General features: G+C 73.9%; 19 protein-coding genes. 4 read left to right on the top strand and 15 right to left on the bottom strand.

The window, feature by feature from the left end; genetic code table 11:
• Positions 1–5: 5 nt before the first annotated feature.
• A complete protein-coding gene (locus tag ACH4T9_RS30385; RefSeq protein ID WP_396674755.1) occupies positions 6–2,483 on the bottom strand; it encodes a DNA translocase FtsK 4TM domain-containing protein in 2,478 nt (825 codons plus the stop codon).
• Positions 2,484–2,597: 114 nt separating this feature from the next.
• On the opposite strand from ACH4T9_RS30385, the gene ACH4T9_RS30380 reads away from it, so the two are divergent.
• Both ACH4T9_RS30380 and ACH4T9_RS30375 read left to right on the top strand, forming a co-directional pair.
• Positions 2,598–3,077 (top strand): YbjN domain-containing protein, encoded by a 480-nt coding sequence (locus tag ACH4T9_RS30380; RefSeq protein ID WP_396674753.1) that lies wholly within the window; start codon positions 2,598–2,600, stop codon positions 3,075–3,077.
• Positions 3,074–4,789 carry a YbjN domain-containing protein gene (locus ACH4T9_RS30375; RefSeq protein WP_396674752.1) on the top strand — a complete coding sequence of 572 codons (1,716 nt, stop codon included), beginning with the start codon at positions 3,074–3,076 and terminating at the stop codon, positions 4,787–4,789. The genes ACH4T9_RS30380 and ACH4T9_RS30375 overlap by 4 nt, the downstream gene beginning before the upstream one ends.
• Before the next feature lie 77 nt (positions 4,790–4,866).
• Here ACH4T9_RS30375 and ACH4T9_RS30370 read toward each other — a convergent pair whose 3' ends face one another.
• From ACH4T9_RS30370 to ACH4T9_RS30350, 5 genes are all read right to left on the bottom strand, one after another.
• Positions 4,867–6,555, bottom strand: coding sequence for a ribonuclease J (locus tag ACH4T9_RS30370; RefSeq protein WP_387016367.1), 1,689 nt, complete (start codon positions 6,553–6,555; stop codon positions 4,867–4,869).
• A 55-nt stretch (positions 6,556–6,610) separates the two neighbouring features.
• A complete protein-coding gene (gene dapA / locus ACH4T9_RS30365; protein WP_396674750.1) occupies positions 6,611–7,534 on the bottom strand; it encodes a 4-hydroxy-tetrahydrodipicolinate synthase in 924 nt (307 codons plus the stop codon).
• A 53-nt stretch (positions 7,535–7,587) separates the two neighbouring features.
• A complete protein-coding gene (gene thyX, locus ACH4T9_RS30360; RefSeq protein WP_396674778.1) occupies positions 7,588–8,325 on the bottom strand; it encodes an FAD-dependent thymidylate synthase in 738 nt (245 codons plus the stop codon).
• A gap of 874 nt (positions 8,326–9,199) precedes the next feature.
• Positions 9,200–9,871: a DUF2752 domain-containing protein gene (locus tag ACH4T9_RS30355; RefSeq protein ID WP_396674749.1), complete on the bottom strand. Its 672-nt coding sequence runs from the start codon at positions 9,869–9,871 to the stop codon at positions 9,200–9,202.
• On the bottom strand, positions 9,868–11,097 hold the full coding sequence (locus ACH4T9_RS30350) for a winged helix-turn-helix domain-containing protein (protein WP_396674748.1): 1,230 nt from the start codon (positions 11,095–11,097) through the stop codon (positions 9,868–9,870). Before ACH4T9_RS30350 ends, ACH4T9_RS30355 begins: the two co-directional genes overlap by 4 nt.
• Before the next feature lie 78 nt (positions 11,098–11,175).
• On the opposite strand from ACH4T9_RS30350, the gene ACH4T9_RS30345 reads away from it, so the two are divergent.
• Entirely contained in the window at positions 11,176–11,727 is a 552-nt protein-coding gene (locus ACH4T9_RS30345; RefSeq protein ID WP_396674746.1) for a GNAT family N-acetyltransferase, read from the top strand.
• Here ACH4T9_RS30345 and ACH4T9_RS30340 read toward each other — a convergent pair.
• Positions 11,626–12,936, bottom strand: coding sequence for a glycosyltransferase 87 family protein (locus ACH4T9_RS30340; RefSeq protein ID WP_396674777.1), 1,311 nt, complete (start codon positions 12,934–12,936; stop codon positions 11,626–11,628). The genes ACH4T9_RS30345 and ACH4T9_RS30340 overlap by 102 nt on opposite strands.
• A gap of 35 nt (positions 12,937–12,971) precedes the next feature.
• Between ACH4T9_RS30340 and ACH4T9_RS30335 the strand changes: the two genes are divergently transcribed.
• Positions 12,972–13,556 (top strand): GNAT family N-acetyltransferase, encoded by a 585-nt coding sequence (locus tag ACH4T9_RS30335; protein ID WP_396674745.1) that lies wholly within the window; start codon positions 12,972–12,974, stop codon positions 13,554–13,556.
• A 91-nt stretch (positions 13,557–13,647) separates the two neighbouring features.
• Here the strand turns inward: ACH4T9_RS30335 and ACH4T9_RS30330 are convergent, their stop codons facing one another.
• From ACH4T9_RS30330 to ACH4T9_RS30295, 8 genes are all read right to left on the bottom strand, one after another.
• Positions 13,648–14,130: a GNAT family N-acetyltransferase gene (locus ACH4T9_RS30330; protein ID WP_396674743.1), complete on the bottom strand. Its 483-nt coding sequence runs from the start codon at positions 14,128–14,130 to the stop codon at positions 13,648–13,650.
• Positions 14,131–14,266: 136 nt separating this feature from the next.
• On the bottom strand, positions 14,267–15,040 hold the full coding sequence (gene dapB, locus ACH4T9_RS30325) for a 4-hydroxy-tetrahydrodipicolinate reductase (RefSeq protein ID WP_396674742.1): 774 nt from the start codon (positions 15,038–15,040) through the stop codon (positions 14,267–14,269).
• An 87-nt stretch (positions 15,041–15,127) separates the two neighbouring features.
• Positions 15,128–16,495: a M16 family metallopeptidase gene (locus ACH4T9_RS30320; protein ID WP_396674776.1), complete on the bottom strand. Its 1,368-nt coding sequence runs from the start codon at positions 16,493–16,495 to the stop codon at positions 15,128–15,130.
• Positions 16,496–16,635: 140 nt separating this feature from the next.
• A complete protein-coding gene (locus ACH4T9_RS30315) occupies positions 16,636–19,032 on the bottom strand; it encodes a polyribonucleotide nucleotidyltransferase (protein ID WP_396674741.1) in 2,397 nt (798 codons plus the stop codon).
• A gap of 233 nt (positions 19,033–19,265) precedes the next feature.
• Entirely contained in the window at positions 19,266–19,535 is a 270-nt protein-coding gene (gene rpsO, locus ACH4T9_RS30310; protein WP_007075299.1) for a 30S ribosomal protein S15, read from the bottom strand.
• Between the two features lie 216 nt (positions 19,536–19,751).
• Positions 19,752–20,681 carry a bifunctional riboflavin kinase/FAD synthetase gene (locus tag ACH4T9_RS30305; RefSeq protein ID WP_396674740.1) on the bottom strand — a complete coding sequence of 310 codons (930 nt, stop codon included), beginning with the start codon at positions 20,679–20,681 and terminating at the stop codon, positions 19,752–19,754.
• Between the two features lie 59 nt (positions 20,682–20,740).
• Complete coding sequence (gene truB, locus ACH4T9_RS30300; RefSeq protein WP_396674739.1) at positions 20,741–21,625, bottom strand: tRNA pseudouridine(55) synthase TruB; 885 nt, start codon at positions 21,623–21,625, stop codon at positions 20,741–20,743.
• 102 nt (positions 21,626–21,727) lie between these two features.
• The gene (locus ACH4T9_RS30295; protein ID WP_396674738.1) at positions 21,728–23,056 is read right to left on the bottom strand and encodes an MATE family efflux transporter; all 1,329 of its coding nucleotides are present in this window, start codon (positions 23,054–23,056) and stop codon (positions 21,728–21,730) included.
• Positions 23,057–23,359: the final 303 nt, after the last annotated feature.

The following is a 23,359-nucleotide window of genomic DNA, read 5'->3' as shown; positions in this document are numbered from 1 at the left end:
GGCGGTCAGTCCCCCGCGCCACCCAGGCCGGCCAGGACCTCATCGAGCTCGTCCGGCTTGACCAGCACGTCGCGGGCCTTGGAACCCTCCGACGGGCCGACCACGCCCCGGGTCTCCATCAGGTCCATCAGCCGGCCCGCCTTGGCGAAGCCGACCCGCAGCTTGCGCTGGAGCATCGAGGTCGAGCCGAACTGCGAGGTGACCACCAGCTCGACCGCCTGCACCAGCAGGTCGAGGTCGTCGCCGATCTCCTCGTCGACCTTCTTCCTGGTGTCCTGCGCCGGGGCCAGCACGTCCGGGCGGAACTCCGGCTCGCGCTGGTCCTTGCAGAACTTCACCACGTCGGCGATCTCGCGCTCGGTGACCCAGGCGCCCTGGATCCGGACCGGCTTCGACGCGCCCATCGGCAGGAACAGCCCGTCGCCCCGGCCGAGCAGCTTCTCCGCGCCCGGCTGGTCCAGGATGACCCGCGAGTCGGCCAGCGACGAGGTGGCGAACGCCAGCCGGGACGGCACGTTGGCCTTGATCAGGCCGGTGACCACGTCGACCGAGGGGCGCTGGGTGGCCAGCACCAGGTGGATGCCGGCCGCGCGGGCGAGCTGGGTGATCCGGACGACCGAGTCCTCCACGTCGCGGGGGGCGACCATCATCAGGTCCGCCAGCTCGTCGACGATCACCAGCAGGTACGGGTACGGCCGCATCTCCCGCTCGCTGCCCGGCGGGGCTGTGATCTCCCCACTGCGCACCTTGCGGTTGAAGTCGTCGATGTGCCGGACCCCGTTCGCGGCGAGGTCGTCGTAGCGCATGTCCATCTCGCGGACGACCCAGTCCAGCGAGTCGGCCGCCTTCTTCGCGTTGGTCACGATCGGGGTGACCAGATGCGGGATGCCCTCGTAGCCGGTCATCTCGACCCGCTTCGGGTCGATCAGCAACAGCCGCACCTCGTCCGGAGTCGCCCGGGTGAGGATGGACACCAGCAGGGTGTTGAGGCAGGACGATTTCCCGGCCCCGGTGGCGCCCGCGATCAGAATATGGGGCATCTTCGCGAGGTTGGCCACCACGAAGCCGCCCTCGATGTCCTTGCCGAGGGCGACCACCATCGGGTGGTGGTCGCTGGTGGCCACCCGGGAGCGCAGCACGTCCCCGAGGGCCACGTTCTCCGGGTCGGTGTTCGGGATCTCCACGCCGACCGCGCTCTTGCCCGGGATCGGGCTGAGGATCCGTACGTCCGGCGACTTCACCGCGTACGCGATGTTGCGGGAGAGCTGGGTGATCCGCTCGACCTTGACGCCCGGCCCCAGCTCGACCTCGTACCGGGTGACCGTCGGGCCCCGGGTGAAGCCGGTGACCTCGGCGTCCACCCCGAACTGGTCGAACACGCCGGTCAGCGCCGCGATGATCTCGTCGTTGGCCTTGCTCCGGGTCTTCGGCGCCGCGCCGCCGCTCAGGATGTTGGCCGGCGGCAGCGTGTAGTCGCCGGACAGGCCGCTGAGCGCGAGCTGCTCGGCCCGGGTGGGCGCGGGCGAGTGCTCCGGCGGCTCGACCGGCTTGCGGGTGGCGGGCACCTTCGCCGGGGGCTTGCGGGGCAGCACCACCGTCTCCTGGAGGTCGACCCCCTCGTACCCCTCCTCGAAGTCGTCCGGGTCGGGCAGCGGCGGCGCGGCGCGCTTGGCCGGGCGGCGGCGGGCCGGCTTCTTCTCGACCACCTCCACCACCTCGACCTCGACCTCCTCGACGGCCGGCGGCGTTCCGGCCACCGCCCCGGCGAGCATCCCGAGCCGCTCCGGGATCTTGTTGATCGGGGTGGCCGTGACCACCAGCAGGCCGAAGACCAGCAGCAGGAGCAGCAGCGGCACGGCCACCCAGGCCGTCACGGCGCTCTCCAGCAGGTCGCCGACGCCCGCGCCGATCAGGCCGCCGGCGTAGTCGCGCTGGACCGAGTCCACCGGGTTCTGTCCGATGTGCAGCATCGCCGCCGTGGCGACCAGCATGGACCCCCAGCCGACCAGGCCCCGGCCACGGTGCTCCGGGTCGGCCGGCGTGCGCATCAGTCGCCACGCGCCGATCGACAGCAGCACGGGCACGACGACCGAGATCGCCCCGAGGAAGAGCCGGACCGTGTCCGCGAGCCGGGCGCCCAGCGGGCCGGCCCCGGAGAACCAGATGGCCACCGCGCTGAGCAGGGCGAGGCCGAGCAGCAGCAGGCCGCCGCCGTCGCGGCGGTGCTCCGGGTCGAGGTCGCGGGCCGAGGCGGCCTGCCGGCCGGCAGCCCGCACCGCCCAGCCGACGCCGTGCGCCAGCCCCATCCACACCGTGCCGACCGCGCGGCCCACATGGTGCGCCGGGCCGGGCCGCGCTGCGGCGGTGCGCCGCCGGGGCGCCGCCTTGGTGGTCTTCTTCGCCGGCTGACGGGCACGACTGTTCGTGGTGCCACGCGGCGACGCGCCGCGTCGCCGGCTCGCCTGAGAGGTACGGCCCGCCATAGAGTCACCGTAACGGCGGGACCCGGCGGATCGCCGCTTTTCCGGGTCGTGTCCGCGCGTCGCAGCACTGACGGCGTCGCCTGTTGTGTTATTCGCCTCAGAAGGGATGCCCTGATGGCGTCGCCGGATTTCGAGGACGGCCCGGACGGCCCCCTGGCCGGGCCTGGCCGAACGCTGCGCCCGTTGACCGGCGAGCTGATCGCCGCCGTGCTGCACGCCCGGGGGTACGCGGTCTCGGTGGACCCGCAGGGCCGGCTGCTCGGCCGCTGGGACGACAGCCTCATCTGGTTCCTGCGGATGGGCGCCGCCGGTGAGATCCTCCAGGTGCGCACCGTCGCCGGGCCGACCTTCCCCATCGAGTACGTGCCGACCCTGCACGCCTTCTGCAACTCCTGGAACCACGACCGCTACTGGCCCAAGGCCTTCGTGCACGTCGACGACGACGGGCGCGCCCTGGTCTGCGGCGAGGTGATCACCGACCTGGAACGCGGGGTGACCCCGCACCAGCTCGACCAGTTGCTCGACTGCGGCATCTCGACCGGCTGCCAGCTCGCCGCCGCCGTCGGGCAGTTGGCAAGCGGGGCACGGCAGTGACCGGGACGGCCGGGCAGCCGCGCCCGTGGGACGGCCGGCCCGGGGGCCGCGGGGAGAGCCGGTCCCGGGGGCCGGCGGGCGGCGACCGAAGCCCGGCCGAGGCGCTGGCCGCCGCACGGGACCTGCCCGACTCCGAGCCGCGCGCCGCCGAGCTGGAACGGGTCGCCGCCGCCGCCGAGGCGGCCGGCGACCTGCGCACCGGCCTGGACGCCCGGTTCGCGCTGATCGACGCGTATCTGCGGCAGGGTGAGCGGTGGCGGCTGTTCGAGCCGGTCCGGCGCTGCCGGGAGCTCCTCGACCGGGTGCCCGGGCCGGCCGGCGAGCGGGGCGTCGAGCTGCGCCGCTACCAGCGTTTCGCGGTGGAGGCGGTGTTCGCCACCCCCCGCATCGGGCTGGACCAGGCCCGGGCCGAGCTGGACGACCTCGCCCGCCGCCCCGGCGGGCCGGGCGACGCGGACGACACGCCGGGCGACCTGGTGGCCGAGCTGCGCTGCCGGCTCGCCGACCACCTCGGCGACGAGCCGGCGGCCCGCCGCTGGTACGACCGCTGGCGCACCGCCCCCGTCGACCCGGCCGCCGGCTGTCCGGGCTGCGCCCCGTCCCGCCGAGCCGAACTGCTCACCGGCTGGGGCGACTGGGCGGCGGCCCTGACCGAGCTGCGCCCGCTGTTCGACGAGCCGGCGCGGGGCTCGGCGTACTGCACCGACCAGCCCGAGCGGGCGCTGGCCGGGGCGCTGCTGCCGCTGCTGCGCGTTGGTGAGCCGGAGCGGGCCGCCCGGGCGCACGTCGAGGCGTACCGGCGGCACCGGCGGGAACGGGCGGCCTTCCCGTACCTCGCCGCGCACCTGCGGTTCTGCGCGTTGGGCGGGCACCTGGACCGGGGCCTGGACATCCTCGCCGAGCAGGTGCCCCGGCTGGGCCATCCGACCGACGACATGGCGACGATGGAGTTCGCCGCCGCCGGCGCGCTGCTGTGCGCCCTCGCGACCGAGGCCGGGCGGGGCGACCGGCGGATTCCCGAACCGCGCCCCGCCGGTCGGGCGGGCGGGGACGTCGACGTGGCCCGGCTCGGCGGGCTGCTGGCCGAGCTGGCGACCGGGCTCGCGGGCAGCTTCGACGCCCGCAACGGCACGGGTCACCAGTCCGGCCGGATCGCCGCCCGACTGGCCGAACGGCCGGTCGCCGACCCGGTCCCGCTGCCCGCCGACGAGGTGGACGGCGAGGAGTGGGCCGGCGACGGCACCGGCGGCGACGGCACGAACGGCGACGGCACGGACGGCGGTGGACCCGACGGGCTGGCCGAGGACGAGCCGGGGGCGCTGACCGTCGCCCTGGTCACGGCCGCCCTGGACCGACGCGGAGACGCCTGGACGATGCGGACCGGCGGGGCCGTGGTCGGGCGGTGGGACCCGGCGGTGATCGAGTTCCGGCAGGCCGGGGAGCGGGGCGAGATCCTGCACGTACGGGTGCTGGCCACCCGACGCCTACCGGCGGACCGGCGCGCCGAGGCGTACGCGTTCTGCAACGCCTGGAACCACGACCGGCTGCTGCCCAAGGCGTACGCGCACGACGACGGCGGGGAGCTGGTGCTGGCCGGCGACGTCACCACCGACCTGGCCCACGGGGTGGCCCCGGCGCAACTCGACGTGCTGGTCACCGCGGCTGTCGCCACCGGCGTCACGTACGCGGAGGCGGTCGCCGCGCTCCCCTGACCCAGGGGCCAACGTCCCGACGCCGGCCTGCCCCGAGGGGCGGGCCGGCGTCGGGACGCGCGGTGAGGTGTGGGCCGTCAGACCTCGACGACCGTCGGGACGATCATCGGCCGACGCCGGTACTTGTCGTTGACCCAGCGCCCGACGGTGCGCCGGACGATCTGCTGGAGCTGGTGCGGGTCGGTGATGCCGTCCGCCGCGGCCCGGTTCAGCGCCTCGGTGACCAGCGGAATAACCGGGTTGAACGCCTCCGGGTCCTCGGAGAAGCCCTTCGCCGAGAGGGTCGGGCCGGCCACCACCTTGCCGGTGACCGAGTCGACCACCACGGTGGTGGCGATGAAGCCGCCGTCGCCGAGGATGCGCCGCTCGGTGAGCAGGGACTCGCTGACGTCGCCGACGGCCAGGCCGTCGACGTAGACGTACCGGCTCTTCACGTGGCCGACCAGGGTGGCGCGGCCCTCGACCAGGTCGACGACGTCGCCGTCCTCGCAGAGCACCACCCGGTCCGGGGCGACCCCGGACTCGATGCCGAGCCGGGCGTGCGCCCGCAGGTGCCGCCACTCGCCGTGCACCGGCATCAGGTTGCTCGGGCGGACCACGTTGAGCAGGTAGAGCAGCTCCCCGGCGGGGGCGTGGCCGGAGACGTGCACCTTCGCCACGTCCTTGTGCACCACCACCGCGCCGGCCCGGGCCAGCCGGTTGATCACCCGGTACACCGAGGTCTCGTTGCCGGGCACCAGCGAGGACGCCAGCACCACCGTGTCGCCGGGGGCGATGGTGATGTGCCGGTGGTCGCCACTCGCCATCCGGCCCAGCGCGCTCATCGGCTCGCCCTGCGAGCCGGTGGACATCAGCAGAAGCTGCTCGGGCGGCAGCGTGGTCGCCTCCTCGATGCCGACCACGAGGCCCGCCGGGATGTTGAGCAGGCCGAGGTCCCGGGCGATGCCCATGTTGCGGACCATCGAGCGGCCGATCAGCGCGACCTTGCGGCCGTGTTCGGCGGCCGAGTCGAAGACCTGCTGCACCCGGTGCACGTGCGAGGCGAACGAGGCGACGATGATCCGCCCCTTCGCCTTCGCGAAGATCGAGTCGAGCACCGGCCCGATCTCCCGCTCAGGGGTGACGAAGCCGGGGATCTCCGCGTTGGTGGAGTCCGACAGCAGCAGGTCGACGCCCTCGGCGCCGAGCCGGGCGAAGCCGGCCAGGTCGGTGATCCGGCCGTCCAGCGGGAGCTGGTCCATCTTGAAGTCGCCGGTGTGCAGCACCAGGCCGGCCGGGGTGCGGATGGCCACCGCGAGGGCGTCCGGGATCGAGTGGTTGACCGCGAAGAACTCACACTCGAACGGCCCGAGCCGTTCCCGACCGCCCTCCCGCACGGTCAGCGTGTACGGCTGGATCCGCCGCTCGGCCAGCTTCGCCTCGACCAGGGCGAGGGTGAACTGGGAGCCGACGAGCGGAATGTCAGGCTTGTGGGCGAGCAGGTACGGCACCGCGCCGATGTGGTCCTCGTGGCCATGGGTGAGCACGATCGCCTGCACGTCGGCGAGCCGGTCCAGGATCGGCCCGAAGTCGGGCAGGATCAGGTCCACGCCCGGCTGCTCGACGTCGGGGAAGAGCACCCCGCAGTCGACGATCAGCAGCTTGCCGTCGTACTCGAAGACGGTCATGTTCCGACCGATAGCACCGAGCCCGCCGAGCGGGATGATCCGCAGGCCACCCTCCGGCAGCGGCGGGGGCAGTTCCCCCTCGTTGTGCGCCTCGGTCACGCGTCCACCTCATTCTGCGACGCCGTCACTCGGCGTCCATCGTGTCGTTCGTTCATCAGGGGAGCTCCAGACCCGCCGCCGCGCAGTCCTTGCGCAGCTGGGCGATCTCGTCCTCGGTGGCGTCCACCAGCGGGGGTCGTACGGGGCCGGCCGGCAGGCCCTTGGCTGCCAGGCCCGCCTTGACCAGGATGGTGCCCTGGGTACGGAAGATGCCGGTGAACAGGGGCAGCAGCCGCCGGTGCAGCGCGAGCGCGGTGCCGGTGTCGCCCGCGTCGTACGCCTCGATCATCCGCTTCGTCAACACGCCGGTGAAGTGGGTCGAGGTGCCGACCACGCCCACGCAGCCGACCGCCAGGGCGGGCAGGGTGAGCGAGTCCTCGCCGCTGTAGTACGCCAGTTCGGTGCGGCTGGTCACCCACGAGGTGGCGGTGAGGTCGCTCTTGGCGTCCTTGACCGCGACGATGCGGCCGTGCTCGGCGAGGCGCACGATGGTCTCGGTGGCGATCGGCACCCCGGCGCGGTGCGGGATGTCGTAGAGCATGATCGGCAGTCCGGTGGCGTCCGCGACCGCGGTGAAGTGCCGGACCAGCCCGCTCTGCGGCGGCTTGTTGTAGTACGGGGTCACCACGAGCAGGCCGTGCGCGCCGGCCTGCTCCGCCGACTGGGCCAGCTCGATGGTGTGCCGGGTGTCGTTGGTGCCGACCCCGGCGACCACCCTGGCCCGGTCGCCGATCGCCTCCGCCACGGCCCGGATCAGACGTTCCTTCTCCACGTCGGTGGTGGTGGGCGACTCGCCGGTGGTGCCGTTGAGCACGAGCGCGTCGTTGCCCTGCTCGTCGACGAGGTGGTTCGCGAGCCGTACGGCGCCGTCGAGGTCGATAGAGCCGTCGGCGGTGAACGGGGTCACCATGGCCGTAAGCAGTCGACCGAACGGGCGGGACACCGCCCGCTCGGCGGCAACTGGGTGGTCGTGCGTCATGTTCACAACCTAGCGGACGACCACCGGAGGGTCGGCGGGGAAGGGCTCAGGACTCACTCGCCGTGCGGGCTGACCGCGACCTGCGTGCCGTCGGGCAGGGTGGTGACGACGAAGTCGGCGAAGACGCTCGGGGCGACCCCCTGCAGCTGGCGCAGGCACTCCACCGCCAACTCCCGGATCTCCACGTCGGCCTGCTCGGTGGCCCGCATCGCGATGAAGTGCCGCCAGGCCCGGTAGTTGCCGGTGACCACGATCCGGGTCTCGGTGGCGTTGGGCAGCACCGCGCGAGCGGCCTGCCGGGCCTGCTTGCGGCGCAGCGTCGGGTTGGGCTCGTCGGCGAACCGCTCTTCGAGGCCCTCCAGCAGTTCCGTGTACGCCCGCACGCTGGCCTCGGCGGCCTCGACGAACCGCTTGTGCAGCTCCGGGTCCTCGGCGATCGCCCGGGGCTCGACCATGGCGGCGTCCCGCTCCGGGACGTACCGCTGGGAGAGCTGGGAGTACGAGAAGTGCCGGTGCCGGATCAGCTCGTGGGTGAAGGAGCGGGACACCCCGGTGAAGTAGAAACTCACCGAGCCGTGCTCCAGCACCGACAGGTGCCCGACCTCAAGAATGTGCGCCAGGTAGCCGGCGTTGGTGGCGGTGGCCGGGTTCGGCTTCTTCCAGCTCTGGTAGCAGGCCCGGCCGGCGAACTCGGCGAGCGCCTGGCCGCCGTCGGCGTCGGTCGACCACGGCACGTCGTCCGGGGCCTGGAACTGGGTCCACGCGATCAGCTTGACCTGGGGCTGCACCATCTCCGGCATTCCTGGGACTGTAGTGGCCAGGTCGGCGACGGCCCAAGTCGGGTTCCTCCACCGCCACCTGCGGATCCTCGGCACGAGCTGCGAGCCCTGGGGCATCTCCCCCGGCCCGCCGGCAGCCGTGGTGGCCAAAGTCTCGCGGGCCTGCCGGCCAAGATCTCCCGGTCGGTCCGCCGGGCTGGGCCGGGCTGGGCTGGGCCAGCGGGGTGGGCTGGGCTGGGCCAGCGGGGTGGGCCGGGCTGGGCCAGCGGGGTGGGCCGGGCTGGGCCAGCGGGGTGGGCCGGGCTGGGCCAGCGGGGTGGGCGGCCGGGCCGGGCGGGCCAGCGGGGTGGGCTGGGGCGCGGGGTGGGCTGGAGCGCGGGGTGGGCCCGGCCAGCGCGGACTGACCCTGTCCGGCGCCTATGGAGCTGCCCGCACAGACGGGGCACCGAGCTTCGCTCCCCCCTCCCAGGCCGGACGGACCCGAACTGAGTGCCAACGGACCGTCGTTGGCGAGCAGACGCCCCGCCGGGCCGGGGACAGGGCCGCCACCGGCCTGGGTGGGCAGGGGCCGCCCTGCCCCGTCCCACGACACCGATCGCAGCTTGACGAAACCCATAGGGACACCTCCCCCGGCCGGCGGTCGCGCTCAGGCTAGGTGCGGGGCGGCGCACGCGCGGGGCACACGCACCGGGCAGGCGGGCGGACACACCTACGTGAAACACGGGCAACGGGCCGGGCGCACAAACGGGGCAGCTCCATAGGCACCACGGGAGGCACTCCACCGCCGTCGACGTTCTGGTGTCCGCGAACGGCAGCGATCCGATGCGCCGCCGCGACCGAGGCTGCGACCGAGGCCGGGAGCGCGCCGGGACGGCCCGGGAGCGCGTCAGACGTAGAGGGAGGTGAAGGGGGCCCAGGGAAGGTTACGGGCCACCGAGAAGACCAGCCAGAGGGCCAGGAACCCGCCGATCAGCTTCGAGCTGATCTGCGGCTCCGGCAGCCGCCAGCCGAACGCCTGCTTCCCGGCCCAAACCACGAAGAGGTACGTCAGGAAGGGCAGCGCGAAGACGAAGAGGAAGTGGTGCCGGGCGGCGGCCGGCACGTCGCCGTGCAACACGTACCAGAGCGCGCGGGTGCCGCCGCAGCCCGGGCAGTCCAGCCCGGTGGTGAGCTTCAGCAGGCAGCTCGGGGCGGCATCGGGCGCGGCCCGGGTCGGGTCGCTGAGCAGCGCGTACGCCACGCCGAGGCCGACGCAGCCGAGCGCGGCCAGGGGCACCGCCCAGCGGGGCGAGCGGTCGTAGACCCGCATGACGAAGCGGGTCAACCGGTCCGGCTCGGCCATCGGGTACGCCCCCGGCGGCGGCCAGGCGGCATCAGGCTGTTGGCCCGTTGGCCATGCGGCATCGGGCTGCTGATCCGCCGGCCACGCGGCATCGGGCTGCTGGCCCGTTGGCCATGCGACCGGGGTCCCGGCCGGCGCGGACTGTGGGGCGGGTGTGCCCCCGGCCTGGGCGTCCGGCCGAGCGGCCGGGCCGTCAACGCTCGTCACGCCGCTCACGGTACACCGGGCCCGCTCCTCAGCGCGGCGGCCAGCGGGACGGCGAGGTCGCCGGCTACCGGCGGGGCGACCGCGTCCAGCCCGAGCCAGCCGGCCAGCCGGTACAGCTCGGCGGCCAGGGCGATCGCCGTCTCCCCCGGGTCGACGCCCGGCTCCGCCCAGGCGGCCGGGACCAGCAGCACGCGCGCCCTCCGGTCGGCCTTCAGGTCGACCCGGGCGGTGAACCGCTCGCCCTGGAGGAACGGCAGCACGTAGTAGCCGTACACCCGCTGCGGGGCCGGCACGTAGATCTCGATGCGGTAGCTGAGGCCGAACAGCCGCTCGGTGCGGCCACGCTCCCAGACCAGCGGGTCGAACGGGCTGACCAACGTGTTGCCCCGCGCCCAACGGGGCAGCCGGGCGGTGGCGTGCAGCCAGGCCGGGTGTCGCCAGCCGCGCACCGTCACCGGGGTCAACTCGCCGGCCTCGGCCAGCTCGGCGATCGCCCGCCGGGCACCGGCCACCGGGAGGCGGAAATAGTCGCGCAGCTCCGGCTCGGCGGCCACCCCGAGCGACCGGGCGGCGATCGCGACCAGCGCCCGGTACGCCTCCGCGTCGGTCGGGGTGGGCGCGGCCAGCACGGCCGGGGGCAGCACCCGCTCCGGCAGGTCGTAGCGGCGGGCGAAGGACGTGGTGCGGTCGGCGGCGGCCACCTCGCCGGCCCAGAACAGGAACTCCAGGGCCTTCTTCACGGCCGACCAGTTCCACCCCCAGTTGCCGGTCTCCCGGGGGGCGTCGTGCTCGATCTCGGCGGCGGTCAGCGGCCCCCGGGCGGCCACCTCGTCGCGCACCCAGGCGACCAGGCCCGGCTGCTCCCGGGCGATGCGGCGCATCCCGCCCCAGGCGTCGTCGTGCGCCCGGGCCATCCGCCAGCGCAGCGCCGGGTGCAGCTCGACCGGGACCAGCGACGCCTCGTGCCCCCAGTACTCGAACAACTCCCGGGGGCTGCGGTAGGCCGCCGCGTCGAGCAGCGCCGTCGGATACGGCCCGAGCCGGCTGTAGAGCGGCAGGTAGTGCGCGCGTTGCAGCACGTTGACCGAGTCCATCTGGATCAGCCCGACCCGGTCGAGCACCCGGCGCAGGTGCCGTCGGGTGAGCGCCCCGGCGGGGGCCGGGCCGGTGAAGCCCTGGGCGGCCAGCGCCACCCGCCGGGCCTGGGCGAGCGAGAGCGATTCCGGTGTGACCATCGTCGGCACCCTAATCCAGGTGTACGACACCGGTGCGGCTCGCTGGACGACGCGCCCGCCGGGGCATAGAACGGACTCATGCTGATCATCCGCCCCGAGGAGCCGGACGACGCCGAGGCGGTCGCCCGGGTGCACGTGCACGGCTGGCAGGACGGCTACGTCGGGTTCATGCCGGACGAGGTACTGGACCGGCTCAACGTGACCGCCTGGGCGCAGCGGCGGCGGGACACCGGCACGGCCGACCCGGAGCACCCGTTCACCACCCTGCTGGCCGAGCGGGACGGCGCGGTCGTCGGGTTCACCACGTTCGGACCGTACCGGAACAACCAGGACCGGGCCGACCTGGACCACACCCTCGGCGAGGTGCTGACCATGTACGTCGAGAAGGCGCACTGGGGGGACGGGACGAGCGGGCGGCTGCTGGCGGCGGCGAAGGAGCGGCTGGCCGGGCAGGGCTGGAGCGCGTACCGGCTCTGGGTGCTCCGGGACAATCGGCGGGCCCGCCGCTTCTACGAGCGGGCCGGGCTGTCACCGGACGGCGAGCGGACGACCTACCGCGTGCCGCTGGCCGGCGGAACGCCCCCGCTCGATCTGGTCGAGCTGCGCTACGCCGGGCGCCTCGACGGCTGACCCGGCCGGCGACGGCCCCCCGGCCGACCCGAGCCCGACCGGCGCGGCCCACCTGCGGACCGGCAGGAACAGCAGCAGGGCCAGGCTGATCCAGACGTAGGTGTTGCTGCCGAGGAAGCCGTCGACGCCGGTGAAGTCCTTCTCCCAGGCCCAGACGATCCGGCTGATCAGGAAGCCGTACCCGATCACGGCGGCGGCCAGCAGTACGCGGCGCCTACGGCTGCGGGCGGGGGCTGCCATGCCGTTGTCGACCAGCAGGATCAGCCCCGGCAGCAGCCAGACCAGGTGGTGCACCCAGGTGACGGGGCTGACCAGGCACATCACCGCGCCGGTCAGCGCCAGGCCGGTGGCCTCGTCGCCGGCCGCCGCGGCGGCCCGGGACCGCCACGCCCAGACCGCGAGGGTGGCCAGCACCAGCACCGCCCAGGCCAGGCTGCTGGGGTGCTCGGGGTTCAGCCGCGCCACCACGCCGCGCAGCGACTGGTTGGACACGAACGCCAACTCGCCGACCCGGCCGGTGTTCCACAGCGCCGAGGTCCAGAACTCCCGGGACGCGTCGGGGAAGAGCGCGGCGGCGACCAGGCTGGCCGTGGCGGCGGCGCCGACGGCGGTCAGCGCGGCCCGCCAGCGCCCGGTGACCAGCAGGTAGACGATGAAGATCCCCGGAGTCAGCTTGATCGCGGTGGCCAGGCCGATGCCCACCCCGGCCCACCGGTTGCCGGCCGGCAGCAACCGCAGCAGGTCCACCGCGACCAGGAACAGCAGCAGCATGTTGACCTGGCCGAAGTTGACCGTCTCGCGCATCGGCTCGAACGCGGCGGCCAGCAGGAGCGCCACGGCGAGGGCGTACCAGCGGGTCCAGCCGGCGCGGCGGGCGATCGGGTCCACCAGCCACCAGATCAGCACGGCGCTGACCACCACGGACGCGGCCACGCTCACCACGATCGCCGCCGTCCAGGGCAGCACCGCCATCGGCAGCATCGCCAGGGCGGCGAACGGCGGGTAGGTGAAGCCGTACTGGGTGCCGGGCTTGAGGAAGTCGTAGATCTCCCCGCCGTCGTGCACCCAGAAGTTCAGCGCGCCGTAGTAGACCTTCAGGTCGAAGAAGCCGTGCCGCACGGCCGCCATCGACAGGAACAGGGTCACCACGACGGCGAGGCAGCAGACGACGATGACCTGCCCGGTCCTCCGTTCGGCACCCTGCGCCACCATCGTCTCCCCCGCCCTGCGTAGGCTCACGTCCCATGGCTCTCGGGTACGTCCGCCCGGCGCGTCCCGAAGACGCCGGCGAGATCGCACACATCCAGCTCGCGACCTGGCGGGCCGCTTACCGCCGGATCCTGCCCCGGCACGTGCTCGACAACCTGGACGAGGCGTACCTCGCCCGGCGGTGGAGTGCGGCCGTGCAGGAGCCGCCCTCGGGCGCGCACCGGGTGCTGGTCGCCGTCGAACAGGCCGAGCAATCGTATCTGGTGGGGTTCGTCGCCTCGGGTCCGGCCGACGCCGAGTCACTCGCCCCGAACGAACCCGCCGAGGCGCTCGGACCCGACGTGGTGGCGGTGACGGACCTGCTGGTCGAGCCGCGCTGGGGCCGACGCGGGCACGGCAGCCGGCTGCTCGCCGCGAGCGTGGACCTGTGGCGGGAGGACGGTTTCGCCCGCGCGGTGGCGTGGGCGTTCGACGCCGACCCGGCGACCCGGAAGTTCCTCACCACCGCCGGCTGGGAGCCCGACGGGGCGGCCCGGGCCCTCGACGTGGACGACATGCTGGTCAACCAGCTCCGGCTGCATGTCGCGGTCTCCGCCGACGATCCGGCCCCCGCCGACTGACCGGCCCTGGGCCGAACGCGAGGGCACCCGCGGGTGCCGGCGGCGGCCAGGCGTTCGTGTCGTACCGCGCGATCCGACGGCGGCGGGACGGTCAGGGGAGCGGGAGTGTCGTGAGTTCGGCGACCAGTTCGTCGTCCTCCACCACGCCCGTCGGGGTGAAGCCCAGGCGGGGGTAGAGGGCGGCGGCGGCCAGGTTCTCCGGGTGGTACGACAGGCGGACGGCCGGGCGGCCCGGCTGGGCGAGCAGCCAGGTGGCCAGGGTGGTCACGGTGGCAGCGCCCACCCCCCGGCCCTGTTCGGCGGCGTCGACGACCATGCCTCCGATCCACCGCGAACCGTCGTCGTCGACGCCCCACATGACGTGCCCGACGACGGCCTCGTCGGCGTACACCGCCAGGGAGGTCCAGACGTCGCCTCGGGCGCTGATCAGCAGGTAACGGGCCGCCATCGGGTACACCCAGGCCCGCTGGTCGTCGCGGGGCACCACGTCGGCGACGTCACGCCAGTTGTCGTCGTCGACCGGGCGCAGGGTGACGTGCCGCCCGGCGCGGTCGCGGAGGTTCGAGTCGATCATCCGGCGAGCCTAGGGCCGGTCCGCCCGTCCGGCGACCGTTTTCCGCGTCCTTCCGGGCCGCCGGCCGGCCGTGACCGCAATGGGCGTCGGCCGCCGACGGGGCTGCCTGCGGGCCGTCCGCGCGGCGGGGGCCGGGTCAGTCGAGCAGCGGGTCCAGGCCGATGGTGAGGCCGGGGCGGTTGCGCACCGCGCGGACGGCCAGCAGCACGCCGGGCATGAACGACGCCCGGTCGTACGAGTCGTGCCGGATGGTCAGCGTCTCACCCAGGGTGCCGAACAGCACCTCCTGGTGGGCGACCAGGCCGGTGGCGCGCACGGCGTGCACGCGTACCCCGTCGATGTCGGCCCCCCGGGCGCCCGCCACCTCGTCCTTCGTGGCGTCCGGAACCGGGCCGAGGCCGGCCTCGGCGCGGGCCCGCGCGATCTGTCGGGCGGTGTGGGTGGCGGTGCCGCTGGGTGCGTCGAGCTTGCGCGGGTGGTGCTGCTCGATGATCTCGACGGACTCGAAGTGCCGGGCCGCCCGCGCCGCGAACTGCATCATCAGCACCGCGCCGATGCCGAAGTTGGGGGCGATCACCACGCCGACCCCGGGCTTGCCGGCCAGCCAGCCGCGCACCCGCTCGAGCCGCTGCTCGGTGAAGCCGCTGGTGCCGACCACCGCGTTGATGCCCTGGTCGATGCACCAGTGCAGATTGTCCATGACGACGTCGGGCGTGGTGAAGTCGACGACCACCTCGACGCCGGCGTCGGACGCGGCGGGCAGGCCCTCGCCCTGGTCGATCATCGCCACCAGGTCCAGGTCGGACGCCCCGTCGACCGCCTTGCACACCTCGATGCCCATCCGGCCCCGGGCACCCAGCACGCCGACCCGGATCAGCTCCTCGGGGCTCTTCCCCAGCTCGTCAGTCACGGGGCACAACCTATCCCAGCCCGGCCGCCCACACCGGGCCGACCGCCGACCGTCCCACGTGCCGCCGCCGACGGGGCGGCACGGCGGTCAGGAGGTGAAGTCCCGATCGCCGAACGGGCCGACGACCGCGAGGGACATCGGCCGGGCGAGCAGCTCGGCGGCGAGGGTGTTCACGTCGTCCACGGTCACCGCGTCGACCCGGGCCAGCAGCTCGTCGACCGGCATCAGGTCGCCGTGGAGCAGCTCCCCCTTGGCGAGCCGGCTCATCCGGGAGCCGGTGTCCTCCAGGCCGAGCACGAACGAGCCCTTGCTCATCCCCTTGCCCCGGGCCACCTCGGCCTCGGTCAGCCCGTCGGCGGCCACCCGGGCCAACTCGGCGCGGGTCAGCTTCAGCACCTCGTCCACCTTCCCGGGCGCGCAGCCGGCGTAGACGGCGAACAGGCCGCTGTCGGCGTACTGGCTGGCGTAGGAGTAGACCGAGTAGGCCAGGCCGCGCCGCTCCCGGATCTCCTGGAACAGCCGGCTGGACATGCCGCCGCCGAGTACGTTGTTGAGCACCCCGAGGGCGAAGCGCCGCTCGTCGACGCGGTCGATGCCGGGGCAACCGATGATGACGTGCGCCTGCTCGGTCTCCTTCTGCTCGACCAGGGTGGCGGCCGGCTTCACGCGTACCGCCGGGGTGGCCGGACGGTGCGGGGCCGGCGTGGCCGGGTCGGTGTCCAGCGGGGTCCCGGCCAGCGCCTGGCGGACCAGCTTGACCACGGCGGCGTGGTCGAGGTTGCCGGCGGCGGCGACGACGATCTGTGCCGGGGTGTAGTGGCGGCGGTAGAAGCCGTGGATCTGCCGGCGGGTCATCGGGGTGACCGTCTCCTCGGTGCCGGAGATCAGCCGGCCGAGGGGGTGGTCGCCGTAGACGGCGCGGGCGAACAGGTCGTGCACCTCGTCGCCGGGCTCGTCGTCGTGCATGGCGATCTCTTCGAGGATGACGCCGCGCTCGATCTCCACGTCGGCCGGCTCCAGCAGCGAGTCGGCGACCGCGTCGCACATCACGTCGATGGCCAGCGGCAGGTCCTCGTCGAGCACGCGGGCGTAGTAGCAGGTGTATTCCTTCGTGGTGAAGGCGTTCGTCTCGCCGCCCACCGCCTCGATCCCGGAGGAGATGTCCAGGGCGGTGCGCTTGTGGGTGCCCTTGAAGAGCAGGTGCTCCAGGAAGTGCGCGGCGCCGGCCTGCGGGCCGGTCTCGTCCCGCGAGCCGACGGAGACCCAGATGCCGAACGAGACGCTGCGCATCGCCGGGATCGCCTCGGTGAGCACGCGAAGCCCGCTGGGCAGCACGGTACGCCGTACCGTGCCGCCCAGCGGGTCATCACTCAGCGTGCGGGTGACCGCCCGGGTCGACCCGCCGGCCCGCCCGGGCTGTGCCCCGGTGGCGTGCCGGACGGCCCCGGACGGCACCACCCCCCGTCGACCCGCAGGAAAAGACGCGCGCTGGGCCCGGCTCACGGAAACCTGCTCTCAGTTCGACGAGGGGTGGGTGGTGCGGTGTGACAAAACCGGCCGGGTGGCGACGTCGTCGCCACCCGGCCGGACCGTGATCAGCTGTGCCGGGTCCGGCGGCGCGGACGCTCGCCGCCCTCGCCACCCTCGCCGCCACCCTCGCCGCCGCCCGGGGCGCGCTCGCCGCCGCCCGGGCCACGACCGCCCCGGTCGCCGCCGCGCTCGCGGTCACCGCGGTCACGCGGGCCCCGGTCGCCGCCCCGGCTGGCCGGACGCTCGCCGCCGGCGACCTCGCCGGTGGCGGCCGGCGCCTCGGCGCCCTCCGGGCGGACCTTGTCGAGGTAGATCTTGCCGCGGGCGTCGATGTCCGCGATCTCCACCTCGACCCTGTCGCCGACGTTGAGGAAGTCCTCGACCCGCTCGACCCGCTTGCCGTCGCCCACCTTGGAGATGTGCAGCAGGCCGTCGCGGCCCGGCAGCAGCGAGATGAACGCGCCGAACGCGGCGGTCTTGACCACCGTGCCGAGGAACCGCTCCCCCGCCTTCGGCAGGGTCGGGTTGGCGATGCCGTTGATCCGGTCCACCGCCGCCTGGGCCGACGGGCCGTTGGTCGCGCCGACGTAGATGGTGCCGTCGTCCTCGATGGAGATCTCGGCGCCGGTCTCGTCCTGGATGGCGTTGATGGTCTGGCCCTTCGGGCCGATCACCATGCCGATCTTGTCGACCGGGATCTTCACGGTGGTGACCCGCGGGGCGTACTCCGACATCTCGGCCGGCCCCTCGATGGCCCGCTGCATCACGCCGAGGATGGTCTGCCGGGCCTCGTTCGCCTGCTGGAGCGCGGCGGCCAGCACGTCCGACGGGATGCCGTTGAGCTTGGTGTCGAGCTGGAGCGCGGTGACGAACTCCGGCGTACCGGCGACCTTGAAGTCCATGTCGCCGAACGCGTCCTCGGCGCCGAGGATGTCGGTCAGCGTCACGTACCGGGTCTTGCCGTCCACCTCGTCCGAGATGAGACCCATGGCGATGCCGGCGACCGGCGCCTTCAGCGGCACACCGGCCGACAGCAGGCCCAGCGTCGAGGCGCAGACCGAGCCCATCGAGGTGGAGCCGTTGGAGCTGAGCGCCTCGGAGACCTGCCGGATGGCGTAGGGGAACTCCTCGCGCGACGGCAGCACCGGGATCAGGGCCCGCTCGGCGAGCGCGCCGTGCCCGATCTCGCGCCGCTTCGGCGAGCCGACCCGGCCGGTCTCACCGGTCGAGTACGGCGGGAAGTTGTAGTTGTGCATGTAGCGCTTGCGGTTCTCCGGCGAGAGGGTGTCCACCATCTGCTCCATGCGCAGCATGTTCAGGGTGGTCACGCCCAGGATCTGGGTCTCGCCCCGCTCGAACAGCGCCGAGCCGTGGACCCGGGGCAGCACGCCGACCTCGGCGGTCAGCGAGCGGATGTCGCGCGGGCCGCGGCCGTCGATGCGGACCTGCTCGCGGAGCACCCGGTTGCGCACCTCGGACTTGGTCAGCGACCGGAAGGCGGCGGACAGCTCCTTCTCCCGGCCCTCGAAGCGACCGCCCAGCTCCTCGGCGACCTTGGCCTTGACCCGGTCCAGGGCCTCCTCGCGGTCGGCCTTGCCGGCGATCTTCAGGGCCTCGGCGACCTCGGCGCGGGCCAGGTCGGCCACCGCGTCGTACACGTCGGCCTGGTAGTCCAGGAAGACCGGGAACTCGGCGACCGGCTTGGCGGCCACCTCGGCCAGCTCGCTCTGGGCGCGGCACAGCTCGCGGATGGCCGGCTTGGCGGCCTCGAGGCCGCTGGCGACGATCTCCTCGGTCGGGGCGGTGGCACCGCCCGCGATCAGGGCCACGGCGTTCGGGGTGGCCTCGGCCTCGACCATCATGATCGCGACGTCGCCGTCCTCGAGCGTGCGGCCGGCCACGACCATGTCGAAGGTGGCCCGGGCCAGCTCCTCCAGGGTCGGGAAGGCGACCCACTGGCCGTCGATGTGCGCGACCCGGGTCGCCCCGATCGGACCGGAGAACGGCAGGCCGGAGAGCTTGGTCGACATCGACGCGGCGTTGATCGCGACCACGTCGTACGGGTGCTGCGGGTCGAGCGCGAGGATGGTCTCGACGACCTGGACCTCGTTGCGCAGGCCCTTGACGAATGACGGGCGCAGCGGCCGGTCGATCAGCCGGCAGGTGAGGATCGCGTCCTCGCTGGGGCGGCCCTCGCGGCGGAAGAACGAGCCGGGGATCCGGCCCGCGGCGTACATCCGCTCCTCGACGTCGACGGTCAGCGGGAAGAAGTCGAACTGCTCCTTCGGCTGCTTGCCGGCGGTGGTGGCGGACAGGACGACCGTCTCGCCGAGCTGGGCGACGACGGAGCCGGCGGCCTGGCGGGCCAGCCGGCCGGTGGAGAAGGTGATCTCACGGGTGCCGAAGGACCCGTTGTCGATCACGGCGGTGCGGGATTCGGTGCCGAGGTTTTGCCCGGTCATGGTTCGGTGGTGCTCCTTCGCATCGGGGGGCCCACGACGCGGGGAGCTGCTCAGACGGCCGGTCTTCGATCGAAGCGCCCGGGGTGCCGGCGAGCTGCCGGGGCTCCCGGGGGCCACTACCGGAGACCGGTACGCTGACCGGCTCCCTGTCGGGTGGTCGCGCGGCCCCTGTTTTTCGTCAGGTGGTGGACGCCGATCGGGGGAGCGACCCGCTGGGTCGCTCCCCCGTCACGTCAACGGCGCAGGCCGAGCCGCTCGATGAGCGAGCGGTAACGGCTGATGTCCTTCTTCTGGACGTAGTTGAGCAGCCGACGGCGACGGCCGACCAGCAGCAGCAGCCCACGACGGCTGTGGTGGTCGTGCTTGTGCACCTTCAGGTGCTCGGTGAGCTCGGCGATCCGCTTCGTGAGGACCGCGACCTGCACCTCCGGCGAACCGGTGTCGCCCTCGGCGGTCGCGTACTCCGCGCGGATCTTGGCCTTGGCTTCCTGGTCGAGCGCCATGTTCTCCCTGTTTCGATGGGTTGATTACTGGTGTCCGTCGTGTCGGTCGGTGGACCGGAGACGGACCGGCACCTCGCACCCGCGGCGTCGTGCAGGCACGCGAGGCCCCACGTCGGTCAGTCGACGTCCCGGCCAGCCTACCAGCCCTCGGCGGAACCGCCCGTCAAGGGCGTCCGACGTGGCGGCCCGACGTGGCGGCCCGACGTGGCGGCCGGCTCAGCCGAGGGCGCGGCGGGTGCGCTCGACGTCCTCGGCGATCTGGGCGATCAGCGGCTCGACCGCGTCGTAGCGCACCTGACCGCGCAGGTGGGTGACGAAGTCCAGGGCCAGCCACTCGCCGTACAGGTCCCCGGAGAAGTCCAGCGCGTACGCCTCGACCCGCCGCTCCAGGCCGGAGAACGTCGGGTTGGTGCCGACCGAGACGGCTGCGGCCAGCCACTTCCGTTGCCCCCGGCGGACCAGCCGGGCGGCATAGACGCCGTCGGCGGGCACCGCAACGTACCGGTGGCAGAGCAGGTTGGCGGTGGGGAAGCCCAGCTCCCGGCCGCGCTGGTCGCCCCGGACCACCACCCCCTCGACCCGGTGCGGACGGCCCAGCGCGGCGGCCGCCGCAGCGACGTCACCGGCGTCGACGCAGGCCCGGATGTAGGTCGACGAGAACACGGTGCTGTCCTCGGCGACCAGCGGCGCCCCCTCGACCGAGAAACCGAAGGCCCGGCCGAGGCGCTCCAGCAGCGCCACGTCGCCGGCCGCCTTGTGCCCGAACCGGAAGTTCTCCCCCACCACCACCAGGGCGGCGTGCAGGTGCTGGACCAGGATGTCGTGCACGAACGCCTCGGCCGGCACCCGGGAGAACTCCGGGGTGAACGGCACCACACAGAGCGCGTCGACGCCGAGCGCCTCGATCAGCTCGGCCTTGCGGGCGGGCTCGGTGAGCACCGCCGGGTGGGAACCGGGGCGCACCACCTCGGCCGGGTGCGGGTCGAAGGTCACCACCACCGACTGCACGCCCAGCTCCCGCGCCCGGGCCACGGCGTGCCCGATGGTCGCCTGGTGCCCCTTGTGCACGCCGTCGAAGACGCCGATGGTGACGACCGAACGGCCCCAGCCGCCGGGCGCCGCGTCGTACCCCCGCCACCGCTGCATGACGATCCTCCCCTGCCTTCCGCGACCGGCCGCGCCGGCGGGCCGTACCCCGCCCACCGTCAGGCCGGGGCGAGCACGATCTCCGCGCGGGCCCGGCCGTCCCGCTCGCTGACGATAGCGATCAGGCCGCCGTCGGGGCCGAAGACGGCGTACGGCCCGGCGAGGCCGACCGGGTCGAGCGGGCCGCCGTGGGAGAGCACCTTCGCCTCGTCGGCGGTGGCCCCCCGGCGCGGGAAGAACCGGTCGGCCGCGGCGTCGAGCGGCAGATTCACCACCTCGGGCGCGCGCTGCTCCAGCTCGTCGAGGGTCGCCGCCTCGGCCAGGGCGAAGCCGCCGACCGCGGTGCGGCGCAGCGCGGTCAGGTGGCCGCCGACCGAGAGCGCCAGGCCCGCGTCCCGGGCCAGCGCCCGGACGTACGTCCCGGACGAGCAGGTCACGTCGACGTCCACGTCCACCACGTCGGGGGTGTCCCGGCGGATGGCCAGCACGTCGAGGCGGCTCACGGTGACCCGGCGGGCGGGCAGCTCGACGCTCTCCCCATCGCGTACCCGCTTGTACGCCCGCTGGCCGTCGATCTTGATGGCGCTGACCGCGCTCGGCACCTGGTCGATCTCGCCGGTCAGCGCCGCGAACGCCGACCGGATCGCCTCGTCGGTGACCGTCCCGGCCGGGGCGGTGGCCAGCACGTCGCCCTCGGCGTCGTCGGTGACGGTGGCCTGCCCGAGCCGGACGGTGGCCGCGTAGCTCTTGCCTGCGCCGATGACGTACGTCAGCAGCCGGGTGGCCCGGCCGACCCCGATCACCAACACGCCGGTGGCCATCGGGTCGAGCGTGCCGCCGTGCCCGACCCGGCGGGTCCGGGCCAGCCGGCGGATCCGCGCCACCACGTCGTGCGACGTCATGCCGCCGGGCTTGTCGACCACGATCAGACCGTCTGCGCTCACGATCGCCAAGCCTGCCAGACGGGCGCACGCGCCCTGTCGCCGGCACGACGCCGCCGGGCCGGGGGGAGCCTGCGGGCGGGCGACGGCGAGGACTGCTGGGCCTCAGCGGACGGCGCCGACCACGGCCCAGCCACCGGAGCGCAGCCGCAGCAGCAGGGCCGCCAGCCGCAGCAGCACGAACAGGAACAGACCGGCCCAGATGCCGCCGAGGCCCAGGTCGAACGCGTACGCCAGCCAGATCGCCGGCAGGAAACCGCCGAACGCCGCGACGATCGTGAGGTTGCGCAGGTAGCGGACGTCACCCGCGCCGATCAGCACCCCGTCGAGGGCGAACACCACGCCGCCGACCGGCTGCAACGCCACCAGCCAGGGCCAGGCGACCATGGCCTGGTCGCGTACCTGCTCGTCGGAGCTGAACAGCCCCGGCACGACGCCGGACCCGACGGCGATGAGCACCGCGAACGCCACGCCGCATCCGGCGCCGAGCAGCGCGACCCGCCGGGCCAGTGCGCGGGCGCCGGCGTCGTCGCCGGCCCCGAGCGCCGCGCCGATCAGCGCCTGCGCGGCGATCGCGAGGGCGTCGAGCACCAGTGCGGTGAAGAACCACAGTTGTACGGCGATCTGATGCGCGCCGACCGCAGCCGCCCCGAACCGGGCCGCGACGGCGGTGGCGGACAGGAAGCTGGCCTGGAAGGCGACGCCCCGGACCAGCAGGTCCCGGCTGAGCACGAGCTGCTGGCGGATCACCCCCGGGCGGGGGCGCAGCGCCACCCGTTCGTTCACCAGCGCGGCGGCGAACAGCCCGCCGGAGATGGTCTGGGCCACCACGTTGGCCACCGCCGAGCCGGTGAGCCCCCACCCGACGGGGTAGACCAGCAGCGGGCAGAGCAGCGCGGAGAGCAGGTTGGGCCCGAGCACGAACCACAGCGGCCGACGGGTGTCCTGCACGCCACGCAGCCAGCCGTTGCCCGCCGCGGCGAGCAGCAGTCCGGGGGCCCCGAGCGCCGCGACCCGCAGCCACCGCCCGGCCGCGTCGGCGACCTCACCGGGCCCGGCGAGCGCCTCGACCAGCGGGCCGGCGCCGAACTGCATGACGAGCGCGACCAGCACCCCGACCCCGAGGGCCAGCCAGGACGCCTGCACGCCCTCGGCCACGGCGGCGGCCCGGTCGCCGGAGCCGAACCGGCGGGCGGCCCGCCCGGTGATCCCGTACGCCAGCACGGTGCCCAGCCAGGCGATCAGGGTCATCACGGTGCCGGCGACGGCCAGCGCCGCGAGCGGCAGCCGGCCGAGGTGACCGACCACGGCCGTGTCGACCAGGACATAGAGCGGCTCGGCGGCGAGCACCACGAGGGCCGGCAGGGCCAGGGTGGCGATCCGTCGCGGCGACGCGACGGCGGACGGGGCGGGGGCAGGGGCGGGCTGACTCATCGCCGCCGATCCTGACACGGCGGGGTAAGGATCACAACCCGCGCTATTCCTTACCCTCCCTCGATGGCGAAGCCTCCCGCCACCCGGCGGAGGATCCCTCACGCGTGCCCCCGACCCCCCGGGCGACCGACCGCGCCACGCCTCACCGAGCAGCCCCAAGAACGCGCACTTTCCGAGAAAGAGTGGCCTCGCGAGCGGTCTGAGGCACTCTTTCTCGGAAAGTGCACCGGCGTGTGCCTCGTGGGGTGGGGGGTAGTGGGTGGGTGGGTGGGGGTCAGGGGTGGGTGGGGTGGGTTACTGGCG

The sequence above is a fragment of the Micromonospora sp. NPDC020750 genome (genome assembly GCF_044334565.1).
Taxonomy (GTDB): domain Bacteria; phylum Actinomycetota; class Actinomycetes; order Mycobacteriales; family Micromonosporaceae; genus Micromonospora.
The sequence above is the reverse complement of the archived record's forward strand: the minus strand, read 5'-3'. Positions and strand labels throughout refer to the sequence as shown.